This is a genomic window from Streptomyces lusitanus (assembly GCF_042647945.1).
Classification (GTDB): domain Bacteria; phylum Actinomycetota; class Actinomycetes; order Streptomycetales; family Streptomycetaceae; genus Streptomyces; species Streptomyces pseudogriseolus.
Genome location: NZ_JBHRWL010000002.1, coordinates 38,941 through 55,331, shown reverse-complemented (window position 1 = coordinate 55,331; position 16,391 = coordinate 38,941). Strand labels below are relative to the sequence as shown.

The window sequence follows — 16,391 nt, the reverse complement described above, 5'->3', positions numbered from 1 at the left end:
GCCCGCCTCACGCGGCGGCGTCCGGGCGTCCGGGTCAGTCGCCCCCGCCGCCCCCGCCGCCGTCTCCCCCACCGCCGCCGTCGCCGCCGCCTCCGTCTCCGCCGCCCCCGTCACCGGCGTCGCCGCCGTCGCTGCCCCAGCCGTCTCCGCCGCCGGGTTCGTTGTCGTCGCGGCCGCGGCCGAGGTTGCTGAACCAGGGCTGGCCCCAGCCGTCGTCGCCGGGGTTGTGACGGGGACGGGTGACGCGGAAGCGGGCCAGGCCCGTCGCATCGCCCAGGCCGAAGGACACCGCGACCGCGTGGGCCATGACCGCGTCCAGCGGGTCGGGGCTCTCGTGGCGGACCTCGGCCAGCGGCAGCAGCACGGTGCCGGGGGCGGGGACGGCTCCGCGCGGCGGGCGGATCAGCAGCGCGACCGGTGTCTCGTCCCGCAGCAGCCGGGAACTGACCGCGTCCACGCGGCGCAGGGTCCACTGCCGGTCGGGCAGCCGGATCTCCACCGTGCTCTTGGACCTGCGGAGCTTCTTGCGCAGCACGAGCTGGGCGAAGCCGTCCCCCACGGCCAGCATCAGACCGGTGTCCCCGTCGCCGTTGCCCAGGAAGCCGTACGGCGCCCGCAGGCGTACGGCGGGGGCGTGCGGGCCCCAGACGTCGACACGGACCTGGCGGCGGTCCACGGCGACCGCTACGAGACCGGCGGGGCCGTACGCGTAACGGCGGGCGATCCACAGCGGGACGCCCTCCGCCTGCGCCTGTGCCGCGAGGGCGGCGACCTGCTCGGGCCCGCCGCACCGGCGCACCGCGAGCTCGCCCAGCGCGCGGGCGAACGGCGCCGCCTGACGCACCTTCAGGGGGACGCAGCTTCCGGTCGCCCGGGTGACCGGGACCAGGCCCGGGCCCTCGGGGAGGTACGCCAGGGGGCGTTCGGCGCCTCCGCCGCCCAGCCACGCGCCCCGCAGGAACGCTTCCGCCATGGCGGCGAGGTTCAGCTCCTCCAGCGGGGTCGTCCGCCCGCCGCGGCGCAGCGCGTCCTCGGTCAGACGCACCGTGCGCGCGAGCGGGTTGCGGGAGTGTTCCCCGTACAGCACCAGGCCCTGGTCCATCGCCGTCCCCCTGTCACTTCGACCGCCGTCTGTAGAGAGTCCGTACGGGCGCGGTGCGGTTCCATGATCGACGGACAGCGTCGCGGGGTACGGCGAGGGCCCGGTGCCGCCGTCCGTGCGGACGGGGCGCCGGGCCCTCGCTTCAAGCGCTGCAGGCGCTGCATGCGCTTTAGGCGCTTCAGACGCCTCAGGCTCTGGCGACCTCAGGTCGTCAGTGGGCGTGACCGTGGCCGTGGCCACCCGCGGCGGCCGGCTCTTCCTCTTCCTTCTTCTCGACGACCAGGGTCTCGGTCGTGAGCAGCAGGGAGGCGATGGAGGCGGCGTTCTCCAGGGCGGAGCGGGTCACCTTGACCGGGTCGATGACGCCGGCCTTGATCAGGTCGCCGTACTCGCCGGTGGCGGCGTTGTAGCCGTTGCCCTTCTCGAGCTCGGCGACCTTGGAGACGATGACGTAGCCCTCGAGGCCGGCGTTCTCGGCGATCCAGCGCAGCGGCTCGACGGCGGCCTTGCGGACCACGGAGACACCGGTGGCCTCGTCGCCGGTCTTGTCGAGGTTGCCCTCGAGGACCTTGACGGCGTGGACCAGCGCGGAGCCACCACCGGAGACGATGCCCTCCTCGACCGCGGCGCGGGTCGCGGAGATGGCGTCCTCCAGACGGTGCTTCTTCTCCTTCAGCTCCACCTCGGTGGCGGCGCCGACCTTGATCACGCACACGCCGCCGGCCAGCTTCGCGAGGCGCTCCTGGAGCTTCTCGCGGTCCCAGTCGGAGTCCGTGGCCTCGATCTCGGCCTTGATCTGGCCGACGCGGCCCTCCACGTCCTCCTTCTTGCCGGCGCCGTCGACGATCGTGGTGTCGTCCTTGGTGACGGTGACGCGGCGGGCGGAGCCGAGCACGTCCAGGCCGACCTGGTCGAGCTTGAGGCCGACCTCCTCGGAGACGACCGTGGCGCCGGTGAGGACCGCCATGTCCTGGAGCATCGCCTTGCGGCGGTCACCGAAGCCGGGCGCCTTGACGGCGACGGCGTTGAAGGTGCCGCGGATCTTGTTGACCACCAGGGTCGACAGGGCCTCGCCCTCGACGTCCTCGGCGATGATCAGCAGCGGCTTGGAGGCGTTGGCCTGGATGACCTTCTCCAGCAGCGGCAGCAGGTCCGCGATGGCGGAGATCTTGCCCTGCGTGATCAGGATCTGCGGCTCGTCGAGGACGGCCTCCATGCGCTCCTGGTCCGTCACGAAGTACGGCGACAGGTAGCCCTTGTCGAAGGCCATGCCCTCGGTGAAGTCCAGCTCGAGACCGAAGGTGTTGGACTCCTCGACGGTGATGACACCGTCCTTGCCGACCTTGTCCATCGCCTCGGCGATGAGCTCGCCGACCTGCTGGTCCTGCGCGGACAGCGCGGCCACGGCGGCGATGTCGGACTTCTCGTCGATCGGGCGCGCGGTGGCGAGGAGGTCCTCGGAGACGGCGGCGACCGCGGCGTCGATGCCCTTCTTCAGGGCGGCCGGGGAGGCGCCGGCGGCGACGTTCTTCAGGCCCTCGCGGACCAGCGCCTGGGCCAGCACGGTGGCGGTGGTGGTGCCGTCACCCGCGATGTCGTTGGTCTTGGTCGCCACCTCCTTCACCAGCTGCGCGCCGAGGTTCTCGTACGGGTCCTCGATCTCCACCTCGCGGGCGATCGTGACACCGTCGTTGGTGATGGTGGGGGCGCCGAACTTCTTGTCGATGACGACGTTGCGGCCCTTGGGGCCGATCGTCACCTTGACCGTGTCGGCAAGCTTGTTGACGCCGCGCTCGAGGGCGCGACGGGCGTCCTCGTCGAACTTCAGGATCTTCGCCATGGCAGCGGGAGCCCTCTCGGAAATCTAGATGAAATCACTGCGCCCCTGGGCCGCCCGGCTCCTTGTCGGATGCTGGGGCCAGGGGCGCAGTGTTCGAGCAGAAGTACTTGCTACGAGGCCGGGGTCTCCGGGGCGGGCCCCGGGGTCCCCTCTACTTCTCGACTACTTCTCGACGATCGCGAGGACGTCGCGGGCCGAGAGGACGAGGTACTCCTCGCCGTTGTACTTGACCTCGGTGCCGCCGTACTTGCTGTACAGAACGACGTCGCCGACCTTCACGTCGAGCTCGACGCGCTTGCCGTCCTCGAAGCGGCCCGGACCGATGGCCAGGACGACGCCCTCCTGGGGCTTCTCCTTCGCGGTGTCCGGAATGACCAGGCCCGAAGCCGTGGTCTGCTCGGCGTCGAGCGGCTGGACCACGATGCGGTCCTCGAGCGGCTTGATGGCAACCTTGGAGCTGGCGGTCGTCACGATCCGACCTCCCCCTTCGGAGATCTCACGGGGTTAACTGTCTGAGGTGGCGACCAGGTCGATCCGTCGTCGCGGGTGCCGGACCTGCCCGTCGCGTTGTTGGCACTCTCCAGGGGGGAGTGCCAGACCCGAGACTATGACCGGGATTAGCACTCGGTCAAGCGGAGTGCCAATTGCCGTGCGGCGCGTCGGGGGGTGGGGGTGTTTTTCGGGCGCGGGGTTGTGTGGTGCCGCGTGTTGGTGTGGCCGTCCCCGGGGGCTGCGCCCCCGGACCCCCGATCGGCCCTCCGGGCCTCGTCCTCAAACGCCGGACGGGCTGGAAGTGACCCTGGACGGGCCCGAAGCAGCCGACGAGGCGGGGGTAGCCCCGGACCGGCCCGAAGCAGCCAACGAGGCGGAAGTGGCCCCGGACCGGCCGGAAGCAGCCAACGAGGTGGGGGTGGCCCCAGACCGGCCCGAAGCAGCCGACGAGGCGGAAGCGGCCCCAGACCAGCCCGAAGCAGCCAACGAGGCGGAAGCGGCCCCAGACCAGCCCGAAGCAGCCAACGAGGCGGAAGCGGCCCCGGACCGGCCCGAAGCAGCCGGCGAGGTGGAGGCCGCCGGGCTCGGATGCCTGCCCACGTGGTCCTCGAGGCGTCCCACCTCCAGCCCCCGCTTCTCCAGCTCCCGCAGCAGCCGCACCGTACGCTCCGCCAAACTCAAGGGCGGGGCCTCGCCCGAGGGGACGGCGATGATGTCGCCGGGGATCAGGTGGTGGGGGCCGTGGCGGTAGGTGAGGTGGCCGTCGGGTTCCAGGGTCACGCGCCACAGGACCACCGCGGCGATGCCGCACTCGGCGGCGGCGCGGAGGGTGCCGGTGTCGTACCGGCCGTAGGGCGGGCGGAAGAGGCGGGGGCGGACGCCGAAACGGGCGGCGAGTTTGCGCTGCTGGCCGCAGATCTGCGCGCGCTGCGCGGCGAGGGGCAGGCCGGGCAGGGCCGGGTGGTCGAGGGTGTGGTTCTGGAGGGTGGCGCCGACCGCGCGGAGGCGGGCGAAGTGGCCGTAGCCGGGGCCCGTCACGCTGTCGGTGAGGAACATGCCGACCGGCAGCCTGCGTTCGCGCACCAGGTCGATGAAGCGGGGGTCGCGTTCGGCGCCGTCGTCGTAGGTGAGGAAGACGACGGGGTCGTCGGTGGTGACGTGGTCGACGACCGGCGGGAGCGGCGCCGGGGCGACGGCGGTCGCCGTCCCCCCGGCGCGGGAGGACACGTCTCCCGCGCCGGCCGCGCCCGCGCACCCGGCGGTCGCGGCGAGCAGGGCGAGGACCGCCGGGACGGCCGGAAGGGTCGTCCCGCGCCGCCGCCTCACAGGTAGTCCTCCAGCCGGGCCACGGCGTACCCCTCGGCCGTGACCTTGTCGAGGAAGCGGCGGACCATGTCCCGCATGGTTCCGTCCCAGTCGTCCCGGCCGCGGAAGTGGGAGAGCACGATGTCGCCGGGGTGGATCTCCCGGTCCCACTCGCGGTACTCCCAGTGGTCGACGAAGACCTCGGCGTTCCACAGCGGGACGTGCGTGATGCCGCAGCTCTTGGCGGCGCGCAGGGTCGTCCTGTCGTAGTTGCCGTAGGGCGGGCGGAAGAGGACCGGGCGGGTGCCGTAGCGCTTCTCGATGACGTCCTGCATGCCGCAGATCTCGCGCTTCTGCTTGGTGCGGGAGAGGGCCGGCAGGTAGGGGTGGTGGAGGGTGTGGTTGTGCAGGGCCACGCCCCGCTTCTGCATGTCCTTGAAGTAGCCGTAGTCCTCCTCGACGAGGTAGTCGCTGAGGAACGCGCTGTACGGGACCTTCAGTTCGGTCATCATCCGCAGGAACTCGGGGTCCTTCTCGGCGCCGTCGTCGATGGTGAGGAAGACGACCTTCTCCTTCACCGGGACGGTGGTGAAGACCGGCGGGAGGTCCAGCCGTTCGTGTCCGTCGACCTCGAAGCCGTCGCGGGTGGTGATGCGCGGCTTCTTCGCCGGGGGCGGCGGCGCGGCCAGCGGGACCTTCTTCAGCCCCCACCGTTTCGCCGCGGCGGCCCGTGCGGCCTGGGCGGCGCGCAGTTTGTCGGCGTAGGAGTCGAGGGCCCGGGCCGGGGGCGCCTGGAGGGGCTGGCCGCCGGCGGGTTCGACCGTGTCGCTGTCCTTGCCGCAGCCCGAGGCGAGGACGGCGAGCGCGAGCGCCGCGAGACCGGTCCGCGTCCTCAGGCGCCGCATCCGCTTCTTATCGTTTTGTCCTACTACTCGCATGGGGCCGGATCCTCCCAGCCGCCCGGCCCCCGCCCGGCCCGACACCGCGGCCGGAGGCGCACGGTCCACCGACTGGCCCACAATGACCCGGTGAACGACCTCGCCCCGCTCCTCACCCCCGAAGGCCGCGCCCTCCTCGACGAGGTGCGCGACACCGACCCCGCGCACGAACTCGCCGTCGCGACCCGGCTGCGCCGCGACCACCCCGCCGACCTGGTGTCGGCGGCCCTCGGCCAGGCGCGGCTGCGGCAGCGTGCGGTGGCGAAGTTCGGCGTGGAGGACGCGGCGCGGATGTTCTTCACGCCGAACGGGGTCGAGCAGTCGACGCGGCGCAGCGTCGCCGCGTACCGGGCGGAGCGGCTGCGGGCGGCGGGCGTAGGGTCGGTCGCCGATCTGTGCTGCGGGATCGGCGGGGACGCGATCGCGCTGGCGCGGGCCGGGATCCGGGTGCTCGCGGTGGACCGGGACCCGCAGACGGCCGCGGCCGCCCGCGCCAACGCCGAGGCGCTGGAACTGTCCGATCTCATCGAGGTGCGCGAGGCGGACGTGACGGAGGTCGACACGTCCGGCTACGACGCCGTGTTCGTGGACCCGGCCCGCCGCTCGTCGAAGCGCGGGCGGATCTTCGACCCGGAGGCGTACTCACCGCCCCTGTCCTGGGCGGTGCGGGCGGCGCTGGGGGCGTCCCGGGCCGCCGCACTGAAGATCGCACCCGGCATCCCGCACGAGGCGGTTCCGGCCGAGGCCGAGGCGGAGTGGATCTCCGACGGCGGGGACGTGAAGGAGGCGGTCCTGTGGTTCGGCACCGCCCCCGGCACGATCCGCGCGACCCTGCTCCCGGGCCCGCGCACCCTGGTCTCCCGGGGCATCCCCGACCCCGAGGTCCGTCCCGTCGGCCGCTACCTGTACGAACCCGACGGCGCCGTCGTCCGCTCCCACCTGGTCGCCGAGGTCGCCGAGACCCTCGACGGCGGCCTGATCGACCCGACGATCGCCTACGTCACCACGGACACCCTGACCCCCACCCCGTACGCCACCGCCTACGAGATCACCGACCGGCTCCCGTTCAACGTCAAGAAGCTGAAAGCCCTGCTCCGGGAGCGTGAGGTGGGCGTCCTCACGGTCAAGAAGCGCGGCTCGGCCGTCGAACCGGAGGAACTGCGCCGCAAGGCGCTGCCGAAGCCGCACGGCACGGCAGCGGTCACGGTCTTCCTGACCCGTGTCGCCGGCGCGCCCACGATGCTGCTGGGCCACCCGGTCCGCTGACGCACGCCCGTGCGGAACGCTCAGCCGCCCGCCCCCTCCGCCCGCCTCCGCAGCATCTCCCGCTCCCGCGCGTTGGTCGCAAGACCCGCCGCCCGGGCGAACTCCTGCCGCGCCTCGTCCGCCCGCCCCAGGCGGGCCAGAAGGTCGCCGCGGACACTGGGCAGCAGGTGGTAGGCGCTCAGCGCCGGTTCGGCGGACAGCGCGTCCACCAACGGTAGCGCGGCCTCCGGTCCCTCCGCCATGGAGACGGCGACCGCCCGGTTGAGCTCGACCACCGGGGATGGCACCCGGGCGGCGAGCAGTCCGTAGAGGGCGGCGATACGGCGCCAGTCGGTCTCCTCGTAGCGGTACGCGTGCGCGTGGCAGGCGGCGATGGCGGCCTGGAGGACGTACGGCCCCCAGGGCCCGGAGGCGACCGCGTCGGCGCGGGTGAGGGCGGCTGTGCCGCGCGTGATGAGCATGCGGTTCCAGCGGGCGCGGTTCTGGTCCTTCAGCAGGACCGGCTCGCCGTCGGGGCCGGTGCGGGCGGCGGTCCGGGACGCCTGGAACTCCAGCAGCGCCGTCAGCCCGTGCACCTCGGGCTCCTTCGGCATCAGCGCCGACAGCACACGGGCCAGCCGCACCGCGTCCTCGCACAGCGCCGGGCGCAGCCAGTCGTCGCCGGCGGTGGCCGCGTACCCCTCGTTGAAGATCAGGTAGATGACGTCGAGGACCGAGCCGAGCCGGGCCTCGCGGTCGGGTCCGTACGGCACCTCGAAGGCGACGTTCTTCCGGGCCAGCGTGCGTTTGGCGCGGACGATCCGCTGCGCCACGGTCGCCTCGGGCACGAGGAAGGCGCGGGCGATCTCGGCCGTGGTCAGGCCGCCGAGCAGCCGCAGCGTGAGGGCGGTGCGCGCCTCGGCGGACAGGGCGGGATGGCAGGCGGTGAAGACGAGCCGGAGCAGGTCGTCGTCGATGTCGTCCGGGCCTGGGGGATCCTCCGGCGGGGCCGTCACCAGGCCGGCGTCCCGGCCGATCCCGGCGAGCTTGCGGGCGTAGGTCTCCCGGCGGCGGACCAGGTCGACGGCGCGGTGGCGGGCGGTGGCCATGAGCCAGGCGCCCGGGTTGTCGGGCACCCCGTCGCGCGGCCACTGCTCCAGGGCCGCGACCAGGGCGTCCTGCGCGAGTTCCTCGGCGATGCCGACGTCCCGCACGATCCGGGCCGCCCCGGCGACGACCCGCGGGAACTCCATGCGGAAGACGGTCGCGACGGCTCCGGCGGTCCGCTCGTGTCCGCCCGCCCCGCGCGTCTGGTCCGTCTCGCCCGGTCCGGCGGTGGGCTGTGGTGTCACAGCCCACCATCAGACACCCGTACGGCGGTGAGGCCAAGCGAGGCCCGCGGGCCGGGGCGTCAGCCCTCCACGATCTGCCGGACCTCGCAGGTCACCGTCCAGTGCGGCTCGTGCACCTTGAGGAACCGCTTGGTCCACTCGATCGCCTCGGCCTTGTCCTTGGCCTGGAGGAGGGCGTACCCGCCGATGACCTCCTTGGTCTCCGTGAACGGCCCGTCCGTCACCGACAGCCGGCCGCCCTCGTAGTGGACGCGGGAGCCCTGGGCGGTGGGGGTCAGTCCCGCGTCGTCCAGCAGGACGCCGTTCTTGGTCATCTCCTCCATGAGCTCGCCCATGCGCCGCATCAGCTCGGGGCTGGGTCCGCCCTCGGGGGCGTTGTTCTCGTCGATCCGGATGAGGGAGAGATAGCGCGGCATGACGGCTCCTCGTGGTGTGCGGGCCGGGTCCTTCCCGGCCTCTCACCCCTGCGTCGAACGGCACGGACCAGAATCGACACCCGGCCGGAAGAATCTTCGCGTCACTTCAGCGAGGCCCACAGCCGCCCCGCCTCGGGCTCGTCGGCCACCACCCGGTTGGGGTCGGAGGGGGCGGGCAGCACCGGCATGGTCACCGTGGTGACGCGGTCGGCGGTCAGCCCGCCCAGGCTGCGGGCGAAGGTGACCAGTTCGCCGAGCGAGTCCAGGCCGGTGTCGGTGGTGAGGCCCTCGGTGACGGCGTCGGCGGCCTCGAACAGCACGGTCGGGCTCGTCAGCAGGTCCAGCTCGGTGATCCGGCCGACCAGCGCCTTCACCAGGTCCTGCTGGAGCGTGATCCGGCCCAGGTCGCTGCCGTCGCCGACGGCGTACCGGGTGCGGGCCAGCCCGAGCGCCTGCCTGCCGTCGAGGTGGTGGGTGCCGGCGTCGAGCGTGAGGTGGCTGCGGTCGTCGTCGATGTCCTGACGGGTGGTCACGGTGACCCCGCCGAGCGCGTCGACCAGACGGGCGAACCCGGCGAAGTCGATCTCGACGTAGTGGTCCATGCGGACGCCGGTGAGGGTCTCGACGGTCTTCACCGCGCACACCGGACCGCCCACCTCGTACGCGGTGTTGAACATGACCCCGGACGCCGGCCGTGTCGCGTCCCCGTCCTCCAGCGGACACGACGGACGGTCGACGAGGGTGTCGCGGGGGATGCTGACCACGGTGGCGGAGGTCCGCCCGGCGTCGAGGTGGACGACCATCGCGGTGTCGGACCGCGCGCCGCCGGCCTCCCCGCCGCCCAGTTCCCGGTTCTCCGCGCCGCTGCGCGCGTCGGAGCCCAGCACCAGCAGGTTCAGCGCCCCGTCGGGCAGCGGCGAGGCGTCCCCGTACGGCGACGGGGCCGGCGTGGCCGCGCCCCGGGCCGGCCGGTCGTCGCCGAGGGCCTGGTCGATGTCGACACCGCGGATGTTGCCGTCCAGCCGCAGATACGCCCAGGCCGCCGCGCCCGCGCCCAGCACCAGCAGCCCGGCCAGCACACCCCCGACGACTCTCAGCGTCCGTCTCTTGCGCCGGCCGGGCCGTATGTCCGCGCCCCCGGCGTCGTCCTCTCCGTCACTGTCCCCGCTTGTCCCCTGATGTCCCGTCACAAGCAGGAACGTACGTCCGAATTATGACAGCCGACGCACCCCGGACGTTTTTCTCGTCGAATTCTCAGATTCCGAACCGAACCGGCCGCGGGCTCAGCGCACCGCCGGCGCGGCCGTGCTGCTCCGCACCACCAGGCTGGTCGCCAGCTCCACGCGGGTCGCCGCGGCGGTGTCCTCCCCCTTGCCCAGGTCGAGCACCAGCTTGGCCGCCGCCTCCGCCATCTCCGTCAGCGGCTGCCGTACGGTCGTCAGCGGCGGGCCCACCCAGCGGGCCACCGGCAGGTCGTCGAAGCCGACCACGCTCAGGTCCTCCGGGATCCGCAGCCCCAGCTCGCGGGCGGCCTCGTACAGCCCGAGCGCCTGGAGGTCGTTGCCGGCGAACACGGCGGTGGGCCGGTCCTCGCGGCGCAGCAGGGCGAGACCCTGCCGGTAGCCGGCGTCGTGGTGGAAGTCGCCGGTGACGATCAGCTCCGGGTCGACCGGCAGCCCGGCGGTCTCCAGGGCGGCGCGGTAGCCGTCGACGCGGGCGCGGCTGCACATCATCCGGGACGGCCCGCTGATCGCGCCGATGCGGGTGTGGCCCAGCTCGATCAGATGCCGGGTGGCGGCGAGCCCGCCCTGCCAGTTGGTCGCGCCGATGGAGGGCACGTCGGTGCCCGGGTCGCCGGCCGGGTCCATCACCACGAACGGGATGGAACGGCTGGTCAGCAGCGCGCGCCCGGACTCGTCGAGGCCGGACAGCACGAGGATCACGCCGTGCGGGCGGCGGGCGGCGACCTGGTCGGCCCAGGTGCGGCCGGGCGTGAGCCGCCCCGCGCTCTCGGACAGCACCACGCTCAGCCCGGCGTCCCGGGCGACGTTCTCCACGCCCCGGATGACCTCCATCGCCCAGGCGCTCTCCAGCTCGTGGAAGACCAGGTCGATCAGGGGCGAGCGGCTGGCCTCGGCGCGGCGGCGCCGGTAGCCGTGGGTGCGCAGCAGCTGCTCGACCCGGGACCGGGTGCCGGGGGCGACGTCGGCGCGGCCGTTGAGCACCTTCGAAACAGTCGGCGCGGAGACACCCGCCTCGCGGGCGATCTCGGCGAGCGTCGCGGTCTGCGTGCTGCGCCCGTGGGTCCGGGTCTCAGCGGGCTGCGGGGAAGTCATGGCGGCGATCGTATCTCCGCGAGCCGCGCGGGCGAAGACCTGCGGCGATCCGGAACATTCGAAACGTATGACGAAACATTCGCGTTACACGGCCCCTCGCACCGCACCCTCACCGCGCCCACACCTCACGCGCGCCGCATCCCCGCCGTCCCCGGCGTCCCGGCCCCGCCGCCGGTCAGACGCTCAGACACTCCCCAGCGACTCGAACCGCCACCGGTGCACGGCCCGCGTGACCAGCGTGCTCTCCGGCTCCGGGAGCTCGGGCAGGTCGGCGTCGAGGGGGGCGTTCCACCAGGTGATGACCAGGACGCGGTCCTGCGGCGCGCGGAAGGTCTCCCGGCGCACCGGGCGCCGGGGCAGCTCGCGGGCCCGCTCCTCGGCCCAGGCCAGCAGGTCCGGGCCGCGGCCGGGGACCGCGCGGGCCTCCCACATCAGCGCGACGTTCATGAGTAGAGGTTCTCCCGGGCGGTCTCGTGGACATGGTCGTGGGAGTGGGCCGCGCCCGGCACGTGCGGGTCGGTGACGGGGAGGGAGGAGTCCGCCGAGAGGTCCCAGTCGGAGGCCGCGCGGTTGCGGGCGACCATCTCCGCGCCGAGGGCGGCCACCATCGCGCCGTTGTCCGTGCACAGCTTGGGGCGCGGCACCCGCAGCCGGATGCCGGCCGCCTCGCAGCGCTCCTGGGCCAGCGCCCGCAGCCGGGAGTTGGCGGCCACTCCGCCGCCGATCATCAGATGGTCGACGCCCTCGTCCTTGCAGGCCCGCACGGCCTTGCGGGTGAGTACGTCCACGACGGCCTCCTGGAAGGACGCCGACACGTCCCGCACCGGGACCTCCTCGCCGGCCGCCCGCTTGGCCTCGATCCAGCGCGCCACGGCCGTCTTGAGCCCGGAGAAGGAGAAGTCGTACGCGGGGTCGCGGGGGCCGGTCAGGCCGCGCGGGAAGGCGATCGCCTCCGGGTCCCCCTCGCGGGCGTACCGGTCGATGACGGGGCCGCCGGGGAAGCCGAGGTTCAGCACCCGGGCGATCTTGTCGAAGGCCTCGCCCGCCGCGTCGTCGATGGTCGCGCCGAGCGGGCGCACATCGGAGGTGATGTCGGCGGACAGCAGCAGCGAGGAGTGGCCGCCGGAGACCAGCAGCGCCATCGTCGGCTCGGGCAGCGGCCCGTGCTCCAGCTGGTCGACGCAGATGTGGGAGGCGAGATGGTTGACGCCGTACAGGGGCTTGCCGAGGGCGTAGGCGTACGCCTTCGCCGCCGAGACGCCGACCAGCAGCGCGCCGGCCAGCCCGGGTCCCGCCGTGACGGCGATGCCGTCGAGGTCCCGGGCGCTCACCCCGGCGTCCTTCAGCGCCCGCTCGATGGTGGGGACCATCGCCTCGAGGTGGGCGCGGCTCGCCACCTCGGGGACGACGCCGCCGAAGCGGGCGTGCTCGTCGACGCTGGAGGCGACGGCGTCCGCGAGCAGGGTGGTGCCGCGGACGATGCCGACGCCGGTCTCGTCGCAGGAGGTCTCGATCCCCAGTACCAGGGGTTCGTCAGCCATGGATCTCGGTTCCTTGTACGCCGTTCACGGGGTTGTCCGGGGTCACGGAGGCGGACGGGTCGGTCAAGCGCATGACCAGCGCGTCCACGTTGCCCGGCTGGTAGTAGCCGCGCCTGACCCCGATGACCTCGAAGCCGAAGCGCTCGTAGAGCTTCTGGGCGCGGACGTTGTCGACGCGGCACTCCAGCATCACCTCGACGCACTCGAACGCCGTGGCCGCGCGCAGCAGCTCCGTCAGCAGCCGGGAGCCGAGCCCGGTGCCCCAGTGGTCGCGGGTGACCGCGATGGTCTGGACGTCGGCCGCCGGGGCGGCGCCGTCGTCGCCCTCCGCGCCGGAGGTGGTCAGGCCGGCGTAGCCGACGATCCGGCCGCCCTCCTCGGCGACGACGTAGCGCCGGGTCGCCCCGGGCCCGCGGGAGTGGGCCAGCTCGGACCAGAACATGCCGCGCGACCACGCGTCCTCGGGAAAGAGGTCGCGCTCCAGCTCCAGCACGGGGTCGATGTCCCACCAGCGCATCTCGCGCAGCTCCACCGTCTCGGCTCCCGTCACTTGGGGGTGACCACCTTGTAGTTCTTGGGCACCTGGGCGTCGGGCCGCCGCAGGTACAGCGGCCGGGGCGCGGGCAGTTCCTCGCCCGCCTTCAGCCGCTCCACGGCGAGCCGGGCGAGGGCGGCGGCGCTCACGTGCTCCGGCTCGTGCGCCTGGGGGAAGGTGTCCGGGTAGAGCAGCGCGCCCGCGCCGACCGCGGGCAGGCCCGCGACCTCGCCGGCGATGTCGGCGGGCCGGTCGACGGCCGGGTCGGTGAGGCGGGTGCGGGAGTCGGCGTACCGCGCCCAGTAGACCTCCTTGCGGCGGGCGTCGGTCGCCACGACGAAGGGGCCGTCCAGGTCGGCCGCGTAGGCCAGGCCGTCCAGCGTGCACACACCGTGCACGGGCACGCCCAGGGCGAGCCCGAAGGTGTCGGCGGTCATCAGGCCGACCCGCAGGCCGGTGTAGGGGCCGGGGCCGGTGCCGGCCACGATCCCGGTGACGGCGTCGAGCCGCACACCGGCCTCGGCGAGCACCCGGTCGACGGCCGGGAGCAGCAGTTCACCGTGGCGGCGGGCGTCCACCTGGCTCGACGAGGCGATGACGTCGTCGCCGTCGTGCAGCGCGACGGTGACGGCGGGGGTGGCGGTATCCAGAGCGAGCAAGAGCACGCAAACAGCCTACGGCTCCGACGCCCCGCCCACGGCCGCACCGGCCGGACGGTCACCGACTGCTACGGTCGCGTCACATCCGCACACATCAGGACAGAGGTGACGGCGATGGCGGGGACCAGCTCGACGATCGTGGCGGGGCTGACCGCGGCGGCCCTCGCGACGGTCGGCTACCTCGGCCACCGGGCGGCGGAGACGGTCCCGCCCGACCTGGGCCGGCGGACGTCGGGCACCCCGGCCCCCGCGGCGAAGGCGCCCCGCGGCACCCACCCGGCCGCGCTGCCCCCGCGCTCGGGGCTGGGGCAGCGGGTCGTGTACTCGCTGCGCCGGGACCGGGTGTGGCTGGTGAACGAGAACAACACGGTGCGCCGCACGTTCGGCGTCAGCCCCAGCACGGTGGACCCGGCCCCCGGCTCCTACCGGGTGACGTCCCGCTCGGGGAAGGTCACCGGCTCGGACGGCGTCCCGGTCGAACACGTGGTGCGCTTCGCGAGCGTGGACGGCACGGTGATCGGGTTCAGCGCGGCGGTCGACGGCTCGGCGCCCGTCCTGGACCCGCAGGAGCGCACGGGCGGCATCCGGGAGACACGGGCGGACGGCACGGCGATGTGGAAGTTCGCGACGATCGGCCGCACGGTCGTCGTGGTGCCGTGACCTAGGCGGCCTCTCGCCGTACCGCCGTCTCCTCCGTCGGCGGCTCGGGAGCGGGCGGCGGGGTGGAGACGGCGGCCGCGGCCGCGCAGGCGGCGAGCAGGTCGCGCATGGGCACGGGTCGCGGCGTGGACTCACTGCTCGGGACGGCCGGCATGGTCGCCTCCTGAACGCTGGGAGCTGGTTAGGCATACCTAACCACGAGCTGGACTCCATGTGACCACGCCGGACGCCGCGGACGCAACACTGTGCCGACACCCTGTCGGAACGCTCAGGCGGACAGCGACCCCAGCTCGGCCCCGTCCCAGCGGGCGCCCATCCCCCGCACGGTCACGTGCCGCACCTCGTCGGTCGTGTCGCCGACCGCCCGGTGGATCACCACATGCAGCCGGTCCTCGGTCAGCTCCTCGACCTTGCCCTCGCCCCACTCCACGACGACCACCGACTCGGGCAGCGAGACGTCGAGGTCCAGGTCCTCCATCTCGTCGAGCCCGCCGGACAGCCGGTAGGCGTCGACGTGCACCAGCGGCGGACCGTCCCCCAGCGAGGGGTGCACCCGGGCGATGACGAACGTCGGCGAGGTCACCGCGCCCCGCACCCCGAGCCCTTCGCCGAGCCCGCGCGTCAGGGTCGTCTTGCCGGCCCCCAGCTCACCGGAGAGCAGCACGAGGTCACCCGCGCGCAGCAGCTTGGCGAGCCGCCGGCCGAGGTCGCGCATCTGCTCGGGGGAGGTGACGGTCAGTTCAGCGGTGCTGTGCGGTGCTGCTGCTTCCATAGCCACCCACGGTAGCCCCTGCGGGCACCGCCCCCGCGCGGACGAGCAGGTCGGCGAGCCGGTCGGTCACCTGCTCGGGATGCTCCAGCATCACCAGGTGCCCGGCGTCCGGCACGAGCACCAGCTCGGCCCCGGGCAGCAGATCGGCGATGGCCTCGCTGTGCTCGCTGGGGGTGACGAGATCGCCCACGCCGGCGAGCACCAGCACCGGCAGGTCCGCGAAGTGAGCCAGCGCCTCGGCCTTGTCATGACTGTCGAAGGCCGGGTAGTACTCGGCCACCACGTCGATGGGCGTGGACTCGATCATCCGCTCCGCGAACCGGGCGACGGCGGGATCGACGTCCCGCGAGGCGAACGAGTACCGCTTGATGACCCCGGCGAACAGATCGGCAGTCGCCCGCCGCCCCTTCTCCACCAGCTCGGCCCGCTGCCCCAGCGCCTTCAGCACCCCGGGCAGTACCCGCCGCACGGCGTTGACCCCGGCCACCGGCAGCCCGAAGTTGACCTCGCCCAGCCGCCCCGACGACGTCCCCACCAGAGCGACCCCGGCACACCGCTCCCGGATCAGCTCGGGGAACTGGTCGGCGAGCGCCATCACGGTCATCCCGCCCATGGAATGCCCGACCAACACCAGCGGCCCCTCGGGAGCGGCCGCGTCGATGACGGCCTTCAGATCCCGCCCGAGCTGCTCGATGGTCACCGGCTCGGCGCGCTCCATCTGCGCGGCGCCCCGCGCCGAACGCCCGTGACTGCGCTGGTCCCAGTGCACGGTCCGCACCACACCCCGCAGCGCGGCCCGCTGGAAGTGCCAGGAGTCCTGGTTGAGGCAGTACCCGTGACTGAACACCACGGTCACCGGCGCGGGCGCCCGGCGCCCGAACAACCGCCGCCGCCTGCCGCTCTCCGCCTCGGCCTCGACCTCGTCGACCTCGTAGTACAGCTCGGTCCCGTCGTCGGCGTACGCCCTGCCGGGCGTCCCCCGCAGGGACCCGTACGGCCCCGCCGAGTCCAGCACCATCCGGGCCTTGCGGCGCATGCCGCGCCCGACGGTCATCCGCTCTATGGCCACGCCGGCGGCGGCCCCGGTGGCCAGCACGCCTATCGCGAGGCCCGCGACACCGGTCGCCCGGCGCCATCCCCCGGCGGACGCGGCCGTCACGGCCTGCGCACTGCTCTCGCTCACGTACCGCTCCTCTTC

Annotated in this window: 17 protein-coding genes and 1 pseudogene; 2 read left to right on the top strand and 16 right to left on the bottom strand. The window is 73.5% G+C overall.

Features of this window, described 5'->3' with window-relative positions; translation table 11 throughout:
• Nucleotides 1–34: 34 nt before the first annotated feature.
• The 5 genes and pseudogenes from ACFOSY_RS01730 to ACFOSY_RS01710 all read right to left on the bottom strand — a co-directional run bounded on the left by ACFOSY_RS01730 (nucleotide 35) and on the right by ACFOSY_RS01710 (nucleotide 5,644).
• Nucleotides 35–1,102, bottom strand: coding sequence for a hypothetical protein (locus ACFOSY_RS01730; protein WP_394304924.1), 1,068 nt, complete (start codon nucleotides 1,100–1,102; stop codon nucleotides 35–37).
• A gap of 211 nt (nucleotides 1,103–1,313) precedes the next feature.
• Complete coding sequence (groL, locus tag ACFOSY_RS01725; RefSeq protein ID WP_394304923.1) at nucleotides 1,314–2,942, bottom strand: chaperonin GroEL; 1,629 nt, start codon at nucleotides 2,940–2,942, stop codon at nucleotides 1,314–1,316.
• Nucleotides 2,943–3,104: 162 nt separating this feature from the next.
• The gene (gene groES, locus ACFOSY_RS01720) at nucleotides 3,105–3,413 is read right to left on the bottom strand and encodes a co-chaperone GroES (protein ID WP_006130737.1); all 309 of its coding nucleotides are present in this window, start codon (nucleotides 3,411–3,413) and stop codon (nucleotides 3,105–3,107) included.
• A gap of 618 nt (nucleotides 3,414–4,031) precedes the next feature.
• A pseudogene (locus ACFOSY_RS01715) lies at nucleotides 4,032–4,760 on the bottom strand (polysaccharide deacetylase family protein); the annotation flags it as partial.
• Nucleotides 4,757–5,644 (bottom strand): polysaccharide deacetylase family protein, encoded by an 888-nt coding sequence (locus ACFOSY_RS01710; RefSeq protein WP_394304922.1) that lies wholly within the window; start codon nucleotides 5,642–5,644, stop codon nucleotides 4,757–4,759. The pseudogene ACFOSY_RS01715 and the gene ACFOSY_RS01710, both read right to left, overlap by 4 nt.
• 123 nt (nucleotides 5,645–5,767) lie before the next feature.
• Here ACFOSY_RS01710 and ACFOSY_RS01705 point away from each other — a divergent pair, with 123 nt between their 5' ends.
• Entirely contained in the window at nucleotides 5,768–6,943 is a 1,176-nt protein-coding gene (locus tag ACFOSY_RS01705; protein ID WP_394304921.1) for a THUMP-like domain-containing protein, read from the top strand.
• Nucleotides 6,944–6,963: 20 nt separating this feature from the next.
• Here the strand turns inward: ACFOSY_RS01705 and ACFOSY_RS01700 are convergent, their stop codons facing one another.
• The 8 genes from ACFOSY_RS01700 to tsaB all read right to left on the bottom strand — a co-directional run bounded on the left by ACFOSY_RS01700 (nucleotide 6,964) and on the right by tsaB (nucleotide 13,767).
• Nucleotides 6,964–8,274 carry an RNA polymerase sigma factor gene (locus ACFOSY_RS01700; protein WP_394304920.1) on the bottom strand — a complete coding sequence of 437 codons (1,311 nt, stop codon included), beginning with the start codon at nucleotides 8,272–8,274 and terminating at the stop codon, nucleotides 6,964–6,966.
• A gap of 59 nt (nucleotides 8,275–8,333) precedes the next feature.
• The gene (locus tag ACFOSY_RS01695) at nucleotides 8,334–8,690 is read right to left on the bottom strand and encodes a YciI family protein (RefSeq protein WP_394304919.1); all 357 of its coding nucleotides are present in this window, start codon (nucleotides 8,688–8,690) and stop codon (nucleotides 8,334–8,336) included.
• Between the two features lie 101 nt (nucleotides 8,691–8,791).
• On the bottom strand, nucleotides 8,792–9,886 hold the full coding sequence (locus ACFOSY_RS01690) for an LCP family protein (protein WP_449343577.1): 1,095 nt from the start codon (nucleotides 9,884–9,886) through the stop codon (nucleotides 8,792–8,794).
• 87 nt (nucleotides 9,887–9,973) lie between these two features.
• Nucleotides 9,974–11,026, bottom strand: coding sequence for a LacI family DNA-binding transcriptional regulator (locus tag ACFOSY_RS01685; RefSeq protein WP_394304918.1), 1,053 nt, complete (start codon nucleotides 11,024–11,026; stop codon nucleotides 9,974–9,976).
• Nucleotides 11,027–11,209: 183 nt separating this feature from the next.
• The gene (locus tag ACFOSY_RS01680) at nucleotides 11,210–11,473 is read right to left on the bottom strand and encodes a hypothetical protein (protein WP_394304917.1); all 264 of its coding nucleotides are present in this window, start codon (nucleotides 11,471–11,473) and stop codon (nucleotides 11,210–11,212) included.
• Complete coding sequence (gene tsaD / locus ACFOSY_RS01675) at nucleotides 11,470–12,567, bottom strand: tRNA (adenosine(37)-N6)-threonylcarbamoyltransferase complex transferase subunit TsaD (protein ID WP_369157708.1); 1,098 nt, start codon at nucleotides 12,565–12,567, stop codon at nucleotides 11,470–11,472. Before tsaD ends, ACFOSY_RS01680 begins: the two co-directional genes overlap by 4 nt.
• Entirely contained in the window at nucleotides 12,560–13,117 is a 558-nt protein-coding gene (rimI, locus tag ACFOSY_RS01670) for a ribosomal protein S18-alanine N-acetyltransferase (protein WP_394304916.1), read from the bottom strand. Before rimI ends, tsaD begins: the two co-directional genes overlap by 8 nt.
• Complete coding sequence (gene tsaB / locus ACFOSY_RS01665; RefSeq protein WP_394304915.1) at nucleotides 13,114–13,767, bottom strand: tRNA (adenosine(37)-N6)-threonylcarbamoyltransferase complex dimerization subunit type 1 TsaB; 654 nt, start codon at nucleotides 13,765–13,767, stop codon at nucleotides 13,114–13,116. The genes rimI and tsaB overlap by 4 nt, the downstream gene beginning before the upstream one ends.
• Before the next feature lie 108 nt (nucleotides 13,768–13,875).
• On the opposite strand from tsaB, the gene ACFOSY_RS01660 reads away from it, so the two are divergent.
• Nucleotides 13,876–14,421, top strand: a complete 546-nt coding sequence (locus tag ACFOSY_RS01660; RefSeq protein ID WP_394304914.1) for a hypothetical protein — start codon at nucleotides 13,876–13,878, stop codon at nucleotides 14,419–14,421.
• Between the two features lies 1 nt (nucleotide 14,422).
• Here the strand turns inward: ACFOSY_RS01660 and ACFOSY_RS01655 are convergent, their stop codons facing one another.
• The 3 genes from ACFOSY_RS01655 to ACFOSY_RS01645 all read right to left on the bottom strand — a co-directional run bounded on the left by ACFOSY_RS01655 (nucleotide 14,423) and on the right by ACFOSY_RS01645 (nucleotide 16,376).
• Complete coding sequence (locus ACFOSY_RS01655; RefSeq protein WP_394304913.1) at nucleotides 14,423–14,575, bottom strand: hypothetical protein; 153 nt, start codon at nucleotides 14,573–14,575, stop codon at nucleotides 14,423–14,425.
• A gap of 114 nt (nucleotides 14,576–14,689) precedes the next feature.
• Nucleotides 14,690–15,193: a tRNA (adenosine(37)-N6)-threonylcarbamoyltransferase complex ATPase subunit type 1 TsaE gene (tsaE, locus tag ACFOSY_RS01650; protein ID WP_394304912.1), complete on the bottom strand. Its 504-nt coding sequence runs from the start codon at nucleotides 15,191–15,193 to the stop codon at nucleotides 14,690–14,692.
• Complete coding sequence (locus ACFOSY_RS01645) at nucleotides 15,162–16,376, bottom strand: alpha/beta fold hydrolase (protein ID WP_394304911.1); 1,215 nt, start codon at nucleotides 16,374–16,376, stop codon at nucleotides 15,162–15,164. Before ACFOSY_RS01645 ends, tsaE begins: the two co-directional genes overlap by 32 nt.
• Nucleotides 16,377–16,391: the final 15 nt, after the last annotated feature.

What these genes read in the sequence shown, in the direction of transcription:
- ACFOSY_RS01730 (WP_394304924.1), bottom strand. Translation starts at nt 1,102, where the DNA reads ATGGACCAGGGCCTGGTGCTGTACGGGGAACACTCCCGCAACCCGCTC.
- groL (WP_394304923.1), bottom strand. Translation starts at nt 2,942, where the DNA reads ATGGCGAAGATCCTGAAGTTCGACGAGGACGCCCGTCGCGCCCTCGAG.
- ACFOSY_RS01710 (WP_394304922.1), bottom strand. Translation starts at nt 5,644, where the DNA reads ATGCGGCGCCTGAGGACGCGGACCGGTCTCGCGGCGCTCGCGCTCGCC.
- ACFOSY_RS01695 (WP_394304919.1), bottom strand. Translation starts at nt 8,690, where the DNA reads ATGCCGCGCTATCTCTCCCTCATCCGGATCGACGAGAACAACGCCCCC.
- ACFOSY_RS01685 (WP_394304918.1), bottom strand. Translation starts at nt 11,026, where the DNA reads ATGACTTCCCCGCAGCCCGCTGAGACCCGGACCCACGGGCGCAGCACG.
- ACFOSY_RS01680 (WP_394304917.1), bottom strand. Translation starts at nt 11,473, where the DNA reads ATGAACGTCGCGCTGATGTGGGAGGCCCGCGCGGTCCCCGGCCGCGGC.
- tsaD (WP_369157708.1), bottom strand. Translation starts at nt 12,567, where the DNA reads ATGGCTGACGAACCCCTGGTACTGGGGATCGAGACCTCCTGCGACGAG.
- ACFOSY_RS01660 (WP_394304914.1), top strand. Translation starts at nt 13,876, where the DNA reads ATGGCGGGGACCAGCTCGACGATCGTGGCGGGGCTGACCGCGGCGGCC.
- ACFOSY_RS01655 (WP_394304913.1), bottom strand. Translation starts at nt 14,575, where the DNA reads ATGCCGGCCGTCCCGAGCAGTGAGTCCACGCCGCGACCCGTGCCCATG.
- tsaE (WP_394304912.1), bottom strand. Translation starts at nt 15,193, where the DNA reads ATGGAAGCAGCAGCACCGCACAGCACCGCTGAACTGACCGTCACCTCC.